The 10,081-nt window shown below is 64.6% G+C and carries 10 protein-coding genes and 1 tRNA gene; 6 read left to right on the top strand and 5 right to left on the bottom strand.

What is annotated here, in order from left to right; translation table 11 throughout:
• Positions 1 to 463 precede the first annotated feature (463 nt).
• Positions 464 to 1,309, top strand: coding sequence for a 23S rRNA (guanosine(2251)-2'-O)-methyltransferase RlmB (gene rlmB, locus M2320_RS20235; RefSeq protein WP_264598830.1), 846 nt, complete (start codon positions 464 to 466; stop codon positions 1,307 to 1,309).
• A 45-nt stretch (positions 1,310 to 1,354) separates the two neighbouring features.
• Positions 1,355 to 1,429: transfer RNA gene (locus M2320_RS20230), tRNA-Thr, on the top strand.
• Between the two features lie 68 nt (positions 1,430 to 1,497).
• Here M2320_RS20230 and M2320_RS20225 read toward each other — a convergent pair.
• A complete protein-coding gene (locus M2320_RS20225) occupies positions 1,498 to 1,851 on the bottom strand; it encodes a hypothetical protein (protein ID WP_264598829.1) in 354 nt (117 codons plus the stop codon).
• 151 nt (positions 1,852 to 2,002) lie between these two features.
• A complete protein-coding gene (locus tag M2320_RS20220) occupies positions 2,003 to 3,034 on the bottom strand; it encodes a sensor histidine kinase (RefSeq protein WP_264598828.1) in 1,032 nt (343 codons plus the stop codon).
• Between the two features lie 227 nt (positions 3,035 to 3,261).
• Here M2320_RS20220 and tyrS point away from each other — a divergent pair, with 227 nt between their 5' ends.
• Genes tyrS through M2320_RS20205 form a run of 3 tightly spaced genes read left to right on the top strand, consistent with a single transcriptional unit; the run spans position 3,262 to position 5,311 of the window.
• The gene (gene tyrS / locus M2320_RS20215; protein WP_264598827.1) at positions 3,262 to 4,518 is read left to right on the top strand and encodes a tyrosine--tRNA ligase; all 1,257 of its coding nucleotides are present in this window, start codon (positions 3,262 to 3,264) and stop codon (positions 4,516 to 4,518) included.
• Positions 4,518 to 4,940, top strand: coding sequence for an alternative ribosome rescue aminoacyl-tRNA hydrolase ArfB (gene arfB, locus M2320_RS20210; RefSeq protein ID WP_264598826.1), 423 nt, complete (start codon positions 4,518 to 4,520; stop codon positions 4,938 to 4,940). Before tyrS ends, arfB begins: the two co-directional genes overlap by 1 nt.
• Positions 4,941 to 4,951: 11 nt before the next feature.
• Positions 4,952 to 5,311 carry a response regulator gene (locus M2320_RS20205; protein ID WP_264598825.1) on the top strand — a complete coding sequence of 120 codons (360 nt, stop codon included), beginning with the start codon at positions 4,952 to 4,954 and terminating at the stop codon, positions 5,309 to 5,311.
• Between the two features lie 7 nt (positions 5,312 to 5,318).
• On the opposite strand, the gene M2320_RS20200 is transcribed toward M2320_RS20205, so the two are convergent.
• Entirely contained in the window at positions 5,319 to 6,359 is a 1,041-nt protein-coding gene (locus M2320_RS20200) for a sensor histidine kinase (protein WP_264598824.1), read from the bottom strand.
• Positions 6,360 to 6,571: 212 nt separating this feature from the next.
• Between M2320_RS20200 and M2320_RS20195 the strand changes: the two genes are divergently transcribed.
• A complete protein-coding gene (locus tag M2320_RS20195) occupies positions 6,572 to 6,919 on the top strand; it encodes a response regulator (RefSeq protein WP_184429347.1) in 348 nt (115 codons plus the stop codon).
• Between the two features lie 28 nt (positions 6,920 to 6,947).
• Here M2320_RS20195 and recQ read toward each other — a convergent pair whose 3' ends face one another.
• Positions 6,948 to 8,762, bottom strand: a complete 1,815-nt coding sequence (gene recQ, locus M2320_RS20190; RefSeq protein WP_264598823.1) for a DNA helicase RecQ — start codon at positions 8,760 to 8,762, stop codon at positions 6,948 to 6,950.
• Positions 8,759 to 9,937 carry a DNA replication/repair protein RecF gene (gene recF, locus M2320_RS20185; RefSeq protein ID WP_264598822.1) on the bottom strand — a complete coding sequence of 393 codons (1,179 nt, stop codon included), beginning with the start codon at positions 9,935 to 9,937 and terminating at the stop codon, positions 8,759 to 8,761. The genes recQ and recF overlap by 4 nt, the downstream gene beginning before the upstream one ends.
• Positions 9,938 to 10,081: the final 144 nt, after the last annotated feature.

Raw genomic sequence — 10,081 nt, 5'->3', positions numbered from 1 at the left:
CAATCTGATCAACTATCGGAAGTTCCTGGCATTCACCTAGTTGTGCTATCTTAGCCCAGAAGCTCACTGTGTTAACCTTTTGTTTTACAAGCGAATAACCGCACCCGTAAACATGGCTTTACGGAATGTCAACCTATTAGTGGAATATACGAAAGGGTAATAATTAACCAAAAGAAAAAGCTAGGCACCTGGGCACCTAGCTCGTAAGGCACTTTTTTATGCCAAGAGGTTGTAAAACCTTGATTTCACAGGATTTACAGTCCCCCCCCTTTGCCGCTCGGGACACTCTCCCATCGCCGATTTTCATCAGCACACCAGACGGATCCGGCGACGAAAAGGCCGTTGGGGCGGCCCGTCGTGGGGGGCCTTATCGCGAGTTCAGCTGAGTCTGTCAACTGCAAAAAGCAGAGCCGTTTCTTGCCAAATTCGGCGCCCCGTGACAGGACGAGGCCGGAGACCGGCCATGAGAAAATCCAGCAAACCCCCGTTCGGCGCGAAAACCGCGCGCAGCAAGCCGCATGCGGCCCCCGCTAGGGGCGGTCGGGCGGCGCCGCGGCCGAGCGGCGACATCGCCTTCCGCCGCCCCTCCGCCGAACTGTCGATCCTTTATGGTTACCACGCCGTTCGCGAGGTGTTGCGCGCACAAAAACGTAAGGCGCTCGACCTGTTCGCCACACCGGCGGCGCTGGAGAAATTGCAGCCGGAAATCGCCGCCAGCGGCGTGACCACCCATGTCGTCGCCCCCGATGTCTTGGACGCGCGGCTTGGCGCCGACGCCGTGCACCAGGGCGTGCTGCTGGAGGCGCGCCCCCTGCCCGACCTCGACATCGCCGATATCGAAGTGAAATCCGGTCTGGTGCTGGCGCTCGACCAGATCACCGACCCGCACAATGTCGGCGCGATTCTGCGCACCGCCGCCGCCTTCGCCGTGGACGCGGTGATCGTCACCGAGCGCCATGCGCCCGAGTTTTCAGGCGTCCTGGCGAAAACCGCTTCGGGGGGGCTGGAGCACGTCCCGCTGGTCGAGGTGGTCAATCTCGCCCGCGCGCTCGATCAGCTGGGCGAAGCCGGCTTTTTGCGCGTCGGCCTGGATTCGGAGGGGCCGGCGAGCCTGGAGGACACGGTTTTGTCGCGCCCCACGGTTCTGCTGCTCGGCGCCGAGGGCAAGGGGCTGCGGCGGCTGACGCGCGAGAAATGCGATGTGCTCGCAAGGCTCGACATGCCCGGCGCGGTCAAGAGCCTGAATGTTTCCAACGCCTGCGCGGTGGCGCTGACCCTCGCGCGCCGCGCGCTCCGGGAAACGCCATAGCGCGGGTTGCGCGGCTCGCGCGGGTTTGTTAGCAGAGAGCCCTTGGCCGGCGTAGCACAGCGGTAGTGCAGCGGTTTTGTAAACCGAAGGTCGGGAGTTCGATCCTCTCCGCCGGCACCAAATCAGCCCTATCGGCCCGAAGCCTTGCGGCTTTCCGGGCGGCCGGCATCCACTTCGCTCGAAAATGCTTAAGGCCGGAAGGTGAAGCCGGGCGCAATCGAATTATCGAAGGGAAAGCCGACTCCGTAAGAACTGTCGTAAGGAAACGGCCGGGGCACATGGATCGGATAGCCGCAGGCGTAACCGAGATCGTCATAGCCGGTGGGGCAGTAGACGAAAGGCGCGGAGATCACGCGGGCGGCCGCGCGCACGCGCACACGATGCCTCGGATGCTTGCGGACGCGCACCACCCGCGACGGCGTGCATTTTTTGACCACCACCACTTTATAAACGCGGGTTTCGCATGTGACGCAACCGGCTTGCGCGGCGCCCCCTAGGGCGAGCAACCCGAGTGTCGTCAGAATCAAGAATTTTGCGAACATGGCCACTCCGCGCGCAAGCGGTTCGCAGCATGTCGGGTGAAGCTTGCGTCTTGCTTGCGGCAAGCGATCATGCTCCGCCACGCGACATTGGCGGGCAGGGTCAATCTGCTTGGGGCAGGCTCCTGTATGCTCAAGACGGGCTGTCAGAGTTTCAGGGCTGAGAGCCGTCCGGCGAGGATGGTTCGTCGGGTTTGTTCAGCGCCGCGAACGTCAGCAGCAGCCGGCACCCCTCAGGCCCAATCGTATGCTCCGAAGCGCCGCCCAGCTGAGCCGCGCTCAGGTGAATCAGCCGTGTTCCAAATCCCTGCGTCGACGTTGGTTTCGGACTTGGACCACCCTCTTCGGTCCAAAGAAGCCGCACCGCCACCCTTTCCACGTCTGCGTCCTCTTGTTCCGCGTCCCAACGGATCCGCACCCGGCCGCCCTCTTGCGACAGCGCGCCATATTTGAGCGAGTTGGTGAACATCTCATGGATGATCATGTTGAAAGGCAAAACCTGGTGGTCAGCAAGGATGACCGATGGGCCAGGCGTGAGCACGACGCGGTCCTCGACCATGAGCGCAGCCTTTCCAACGAGGTGTTCCAGCGTGGCTTGGACGCCATCCGACAACGACAACTCCTGGGCCTCGCCCAGCGCAGCAACCCGACCGAGAAGAATCTGCTTGTACTCTTCCGCCGAGCGGTCGGCCGTGCGCGTGTGGCTCACGACGGCCTGCACCACCGTGAGCAGGTTCTTCACCCTATGACGCGACTCCGCGGCCAAGACGTCGGCCTTCAGGGCCGCATCGCGCGCGTCGGTCACGTCTTCGAAGACCACGAGCATGTTCGCGCTGGTGTCGTCGGGGTGCGTCAGACGCCGCGCTGACACGGTCATGGTGCGAACGCCCAAGCCTGGGAAGTCGTGCGTCACCTCGTAGCCCAGGATGGCCTGTGATTTCGGCATCACGTCCTGCAACAAGTCCCGAAGCGCTGGCAAGTCCCATTGCCCGTCCCCAAGCTCCATAAGGGTCCGCCCGCACGTTTCCCGCCGATCAACCTTGAAATGCCGATAGAAGGCGCGGTTTGCAGAGACCACGACGAACGCTGAGTCGAGGACCACGAGCGGCGCGTCAATAGAGTCCACGATGCCTTGCGCCATCACATGGCTGCTGCGCATCAAGTGGTAAATGTCTTCCAGGTTCACCTTCTTCGCTCTCCAATATACGGCGAAGCCAGTTCAATGTGGACCAATGTCAGGGATTCCTGAGCTTCTGTCGACGGGAAAACTTATGCAAACGCGTCCAAACGGATCCCTCCGATCGCGCCTCACGACCTCTGGGAAGCTGCGGGTGCGCGCCGCGGGGCGCGCAGCGCCTCGGCTTGCGCCGCGCGCGCCAAAACCCTAAAACCTCGCCTCAAGCGAGGGGAAAAATGTCCGAGTTCCAGCCGAAATCCGATTTCTTGCGCGTGCTCACCGAGCGCGGCTTCATTCATCAGTGTTCCGATCTCGCCGGCCTCGACGAGAAGGCGGCGTCCGGGGACCTGATCGCCTATATCGGCTTCGACTGCACCGCCGCCTCGCTGCATGTCGGCTCGATGCTGCCGATCATGATGCTGCACTGGCTGCAAAAAACCGGCGGCAAGCCGATCCCGCTGATGGGCGGCGGCACGACGCGGGTCGGCGACCCCTCCGGCAAGGACGAAAGCCGCAAAATGCTCACCATCGAGCAGATCGATTCCAACAAGAATTCGATCAAGAAGGTTTTCGAAAAATTCCTCACCTTTGGCGCGGGCAAGACCGACGCGGTGATGACGGATAACGCCGAATGGCTGACGGCGCTCAACTACATCGATTTCCTGCGCGACGTCGGAAAACATTTCTCCGTCAACCGCATGCTGGCGATGGACTCCGTAAAACTGCGGCTGGAGCGCGAGCACGAGCTGTCCTTCATCGAATTCAACTATATGTGCCTCCAGGCCTATGATTTCGTCGAGCTGAACCGGCGCTACGGCTGTGTGCTGCAGATGGGCGGGTCGGACCAATGGGGCAATATCGTCACCGGCCTCGACCTGGGACGCCGCATGGGGACGCCGCAGCTTTACGCCCTGACCTCGCCGCTGCTGACCACGGCCTCGGGCGCGAAAATGGGCAAGACCGCCGCCGGCGCGGTCTGGCTCAACGCCGACATGCTGCCCGTCTATGACTATTGGCAGTACTGGCGCAACGCCGAGGACGCCGATGTCGTGCGTTTTCTAAAGCTGTTCACGACCCTGCCGATGGACGAGATCGCCCGGCTCGGCGCCCTGCAAGGCTCGGAGATCAACGAAGCGAAGAAAGTGCTGGCCAACGAGGCCACCGCGCTGCTCCATGGCCGCGAGGCCGCCGAACTTGCGGCGGAGACGGCACGCAAAACCTTTGAAGAGGGCGTTCTGGCCGACAGCCTGCCGACCGTGGCCGTGGCCGCTGCGGAAGTGGCCTCGGGTCTCGGCGTGCTCACCGCCTTCGTCAAGGCCGGGCTCACCCCGTCCACCGGCGAGGCGCGCCGCCAGATCAAGGGCGGCGGCTTGCGCCTGAACGATTCCGCGCTCACCGACGAGCGCTATGCGCTCAGCGAAAAAGACTTTGTCGATGGTTTTGCCAAGCTCTCCGTGGGCAAGAAGAAGCACGTCCTGCTGAAGGTGGAGTGATGCTGAGGGTCGGCCGCATTGTCATCGACGACAGCGAGATCGCGCTGTCGTTCATGCGGTCGTCCGGCGCCGGCGGGCAGAACGTCAACAAGGTGGAGACCGCCGTCCAGCTGCGCTGGAACATCGCGGCCTCCCCGGCGCTCAGCGAACGGGTGCGCGCCAATGCGATGGCGCTGGCCGGGCGGCGCTTGACGAAGGACGGCGTGATCGTGATCAATGCGCAGCGCTTCCGCACACAGGAACTTAATCGCGCCGATGCGCTTGAGCGTCTTGCCGAATTGGTGCGGGAGGCGGCCAAGCCGCCGCCGCCGGCGCGGCGTCCGACGCGGCCGACCAAGGGATCGGTGGAGCGGCGGCTCGAAGCCAAGAAGACGCGGTCTCTGCACAAGCAGGGCCGCAAATCGGTCCTCGATCGGGACTGAAGGGAGGAAACGTGAGCGCGCGAGCCCGAGTTCTTATCGTTGAGGATGAAGCCCTGGTCGCCTTCGCGCTCGAGGAAATGCTCGGCGATTTCGGCTATGAGGTCATCGGTCCCGCGCCAAATGTGCAGGCGGCGCTGAAACTGGTCGGCGCGGAAAAAATCGACGCCGCCATTCTCGACGTCAATCTCGGCGGCGAGACCATCGAACCCGTCGCCGAGGCGCTGGCGGGCGGCGGCGTGCCCTTCGTCTTCACCACCGGCTACACCAGCGCCTCCGCGCTGCCGCCAAATTTCAAGGATCGCCCGTCGCTGAACAAGCCCTATCAGCCCGAGGCGCTGCGCGACGCCGTGGCGCGGCTTTTGAAGCCTTGAGCGCCCGTCACGCCTTCTGCGAAGGCAGAACCAGCAGATAAAGCAGTCCCTCCGGCCGCCAGGTCTGGCTGGCTTTTCCGGCGACGTCATAAGCGACCGCCTGGGTGATGAGCCGGGCGCCAAACCCTTTTCGCGTGGGCGGGGTGAGGTTCTCCAGGCCGGTTTCGCTCCACTCGAATTGCACGGCCCCGTCGATCCGGCTCCAGCGGCAAGCGACTTTGCCGCGCGGCGCGGTCCAGGCGCCATGGCGCAGGGCGTTGCCGGCGAGTTCGTGCAGCACCAGCCCCAGCGCCAGCGCCGCCTTCGGGCGCAGCTGGACCGACGGTCCCGCGACCGCGAAACGCCCGTCGTCGTCGGGGACCAGCCGTCCGGCGACGCGCGCGACCAGCGCGGCCAGATCGACGCTCTGCCAGTTCGCCTGCGACAGCAGCGTGTGGGTGTCGGCGAGCGCCTGAAGCCGCCCCATCAGCGCGTCGCGGACCTCCGCCACATCGGTCCCGCCGCGAAACGTCTGCTCGGCGATCGACTGGACCACGGCCAGGGTGTTCTTCACGCGATGGGCGAGCTCATGGACCAGGTTTCTCAGCCGAACCTCGGAATCCTTCTGGTCGGTGACGTCGATGACGGCGCCGATGAAGCGGATGGCCCTGCCCTCGACAAAATAGGCGCGGCCGCGCGACAGCACCCAGCGCACCGAGCCATCCGGCCAGATCGCGCGAAATTCGACATCGTAGAGCGCGCGTATGTCGGGATCGAGCACATTGCGGCACAGCGCGTCGACGGGCGCGCGGTCGTCGGGATGGACGCGGTCGAGGAAGGCGGCATAGCTGATCGGCTCATCCTCGGCCATGCCGAAAATCGCCTTGCACATTGGCGTCCATTCGAGCGTGTCGGCGTCGATATCCCAGTCCCAGCTGCCCATGCGCGCGCTGTCCAGCGCCAGGCTGAGACGGTCCACGGTGAGGTCGAGCGCCCGCCTGAGCGCGGCCATGTCGCCCTCGCCGACGAAAAAGGTCGCGTCCGCGGGTTCGGGCGTTTTGTCCGTCATTCCCAGCCTTCACAGTTCACGGCGTTCGCGCGGCCGGCCCGAACGAACAAAGCGTAACAACGCGCAAACGGCCATTCGGATGCAGCCCGATGGCGATTGATGAAGAATTGTGACGCAAGTGTTTCAAACGCCGGCAAAAAAGCATACATTGCTTCGTCTGGACGCGCGCGCCCTTTCCGCGCGCCGCCTTTGGCGCGAGGATGAAGAGGCAGATGCAGCGAATCCTGGTGATCGAAGACGAGTTCTTCGTCGCGGCTCATATCGAACATGTTCTTGAAGGCGAAGGTGTGGAGGTGATCGGGCCGGTTGGGTCGCTGCAGGAGGCGATGCAGCTGGCGCGCAACGAAGATGTGGACGGCGCGCTGCTCGATGTGAACATCGACGGCGGACGGATCGACGATGTCGCCGCAATCCTGGCGCAAAAACAGGTTCCGTTCGTATTCGTCACCGCTTATGGGCGGGACAATCTCCCCCCGGCGCATCGCAGCGCCACGGTGGTGGAAAAGCCGTTCAAGGACGCGGATTTGATCCGGGAAGTCCGGCGGTTCGGGGTGAATTGAAGCCATAGGATGCGGCGCCGCTTCGGCTTCACTCCGAGGCCTGCGCGATCGCCTCCAAAAAAGCGTCGCCGTAAAGCGCGATCTTGCGTTCGCCGACGCCGTGGATGCCGCGCAGCTCGTCCAACGTCGCCGGGCGGCGCTCCGCCATTTCCAGCAGCGTGCGGTCGGCGAACACCATGAAGGCGGCGATGCCCTGGTCGTTGGCCAACTCGCGGCGCAGTTTGCGCAAGGCTTCGAACACCTTGCCGTCGCCGCTCGCGACATCCTCGAAATCCCGGCCTTTGCGCAAAGCCGACTTGGACGACGATTTCTCGCGCGGCGGGTCCGCGCGCAAGACAAAATTTTCGCGCCCGCGCAGAATGGCGTCGCCCTTTTCGGTCAGCGCGAAGCCGCCATGTTCGGCGCTCGCCGTGCGCAGCGCCCCGGCCGCGAACAGTTGCCGAAAGGTGGAGGCCCACTCGGTCTTGCTGCGGTCGGCGCCGACGCCAAAGGTTTTCAGTTCGTCATGGCGGTTGCGGCGCAAAGCCTCGCTGTCGGTGCCGATCAGCAGGTCGGAGAGATAATTCAGGCCGAACCGCTGGCCGGTGCGATAGACGGCCGCGAGCGCCTTTTGCGCCTCGACCGTGCCGTCCCGGGTCAAAATTTCGCCCCGGCAAAAATCGCAGGCGCCGCAAGGCTCTGACTTTTCGTTGAAATGGGCGAGCAGCAGTTGTCGGCGGCAGGCGACCGCCTCGCACAACGAGGCCAGAGCCGAAAAGCGTTCGTGCTCGAAGCGGCGGCGCTCCTCCGAAAGGTCCTTTTCGTCGATCTGGCGGCGGCGCAGCGCCATATCGTCGAGGCCATAGAGGCAATAAGCGGCGGCGGGCAGGCCGTCGCGGCCGGCGCGGCCGATCTCCTGGTAATAGCTTTCAATCGATGACGGCATGTCGGCATGGGCGACGAAGCGCACGTCCGGCTTGTTCACCCCCATGCCGAAAGCGATGGTGGCGAAGGCGACGACGCCATCGTCGCGCAGAAAACGATCCTGGTTGGCGTTGCGCCGCCCCTGCTCGATGCCGGCGTGATAGGCGAGCGTGTCAAACCCCTGTTCGCCGAAAAATTCCGCCAGCCGTTCGGTCCCCGCGCGCGAGGCGCAATAGACGATGCCGCTCTGTCCGCGCCGCGCATTGAGGAAACGCAGCAATTGCTTGCGCGGCTGGTCCTTGGCGGCGAAAGCCAGCGAAATATTGGGCCGGTCGAAAGAATGCAGGAAAATTTTCGGCGCGCGGTCGAACAGCCGTTCGGCGATTTCCGCGCGCATGGCGGCGTCGGCCGTGGCGGTGAAGGCGATGGCCTGGACCGCGCCGAGCTTTTCCACGCTCTGCCGGATCAGCCGATATTCCGGGCGGAAATCATGGCCCCATTCGCAGATGCAATGGGCCTCGTCCACGGCGACGCGGCTGATTTTTGCGCGAGACAGGGCTTCCGTCAGCCCGTCCATGGCGAGCCGCTCCGGCGACACGAACAGCAATTTGAGGGAACCGTCGCGGATTTGCCGCCAGGTTTCGCTGGACTCCTCCTCGCTGCTTTGCGAATTGAGCGTCGCCGCGGGCAGTCCGAGCGACCGCATCTGCCCGACCTGGTCGCGCATCAGCGCGATCAGCGGCGACACGACCAGGGTCAGGCCGTCGCTCATCAGCGCCGGCAATTGATAACACAGGCTCTTGCCGGAGCCGGTGGGCATGACGGCGAGCACCGGCGCGCCCGACAGCACCGCCTCGACAATCTCCCCCTGCCCCGGGCGAAAATCGTCGAAGCCGAACACTTTTTTCAGCGCCCGGCGGGCGGCGGACACATCTGTCATGCGCTTTCCCCGCGCGAAAGGGTGGAGACCCGGCCGCTCGCGACTTCAAACAGGTCGGCGCGGCCGAGCAGGTCGTGGAACAGCGCGGCATCCGCCCCGGTCATCCAGATCTGGCCGCCGAGCGCGTCGAGGGCGTCGAACAAAGCGCGCCGCCGCAATGGGTCGAAATGCGCGGCGATCTCGTCGAGCAGGACCAGCGGCGCAATGCCGCTCATCGCCGCGACGAGACGGGCGTGGGCGAGCACCAGCCCGACGAGCAAAGCCTTTTGTTCGCCCGTCGAGGCGCGCCGCGCCTCGCACATTTTGGGACCATGGCGCACGGCCAAATCGCTGGCCTGCGGGCCGATCAGGGTGCGGCCAGCGGCTGCGTCGCGGGCGCGGTTGTCGCGCAGCAGCGCGCGATACGAATCCTCGGCTGACAGCGCCGGATTTTCTGCGACGAGCCGGTCGATTTCGCCCTCCAGCGCGATCTCGGCCCAGGGGAAGGGCGAGGTTTCGTCCGAGGTCGCGGCGATCAGCGCGGCGAGGCGCTCGACCGTCTCGCGCCGGGCGCTGGCCACGGCGATGGCGAGTTCGGCGATCTCGCGCTCGGCGGCGTCGAGCCAGATTTTTTCGGAATAACGCTCGTCCAGCAGGCGGTTGCGGTTGCGCAGCGCCCGCTCCAACCCGCTGACCCGCGCGCCATGCTCGCTGTCCACCGCCAGAACCAGACGGTCGAGGAACCGGCGGCGGTCGCCGGCCGGGCCGGTGAACAGCCCATCCATGGCCGGGGTCAGCCAGACGATGCGGATATGGTCCGAAAAATTCCTGGCGGAGCCGATGGGCTCGCGGTCCAGGCGAAATTTTCTTTGCGCGACGCCTTCGATCCGCTCGAGGCCTGCGCCCATTTGCACGGGGCCGCCCGCCTCGCCTTCAAGTTCGAGCGAAACAGCAAAGCCGCCGGCTCCGCCCTCGCGCGCCATGTCGGAGAGATCGGCGCGGCGCAGGCCCCGCCCCTGCGCGAACAGGGACAAGGCCTCCAAAAGATTGGTCTTTCCCGCGCCATTGTCGCCCGAGAGCGCGACCAGCTTGGCCTGGGTTTTCAGGTCGAGCGCGGCATAGCAGCGGAAATCGGCCAGCACGAGGCGCCGCGCTTTTGGCGCGCGCGGAGGGGAATCGTCGGCCGCAAATGTCATGGGCGCGTTGTAGCGACTCGCGCGGCCCGGGAAAACCACGCGTTGCGACATCGCGTCACGCTGCAGAAATGTTAAGAAGGCGTATACAGACCGCGAATGCCAATGCGTCGCGCCTCATATTTGAGCACGCCCGCGCCACGTCCT

It is taken from the genome of Rhodoblastus acidophilus (assembly GCF_025961575.1).
Lineage (GTDB): Bacteria > Pseudomonadota > Alphaproteobacteria > Rhizobiales > Beijerinckiaceae > Rhodoblastus > Rhodoblastus acidophilus_C.
The sequence above is the reverse complement of the archived record's forward strand: the minus strand, read 5'-3'. Positions and strand labels throughout refer to the sequence as shown.

What these genes read in the sequence shown, in the direction of transcription:
- rlmB (WP_264598830.1), top strand. Translation starts at nt 464, where the DNA reads ATGAGAAAATCCAGCAAACCCCCGTTCGGCGCGAAAACCGCGCGCAGC.
- M2320_RS20225 (WP_264598829.1), bottom strand. Translation starts at nt 1,851, where the DNA reads ATGTTCGCAAAATTCTTGATTCTGACGACACTCGGGTTGCTCGCCCTA.
- tyrS (WP_264598827.1), top strand. Translation starts at nt 3,262, where the DNA reads ATGTCCGAGTTCCAGCCGAAATCCGATTTCTTGCGCGTGCTCACCGAG.
- arfB (WP_264598826.1), top strand. Translation starts at nt 4,518, where the DNA reads ATGCTGAGGGTCGGCCGCATTGTCATCGACGACAGCGAGATCGCGCTG.
- M2320_RS20200 (WP_264598824.1), bottom strand. Translation starts at nt 6,359, where the DNA reads ATGACGGACAAAACGCCCGAACCCGCGGACGCGACCTTTTTCGTCGGC.
- M2320_RS20195 (WP_184429347.1), top strand. Translation starts at nt 6,572, where the DNA reads ATGCAGCGAATCCTGGTGATCGAAGACGAGTTCTTCGTCGCGGCTCAT.
- recQ (WP_264598823.1), bottom strand. Translation starts at nt 8,762, where the DNA reads ATGACAGATGTGTCCGCCGCCCGCCGGGCGCTGAAAAAAGTGTTCGGC.
- recF (WP_264598822.1), bottom strand. Translation starts at nt 9,937, where the DNA reads ATGACATTTGCGGCCGACGATTCCCCTCCGCGCGCGCCAAAAGCGCGG.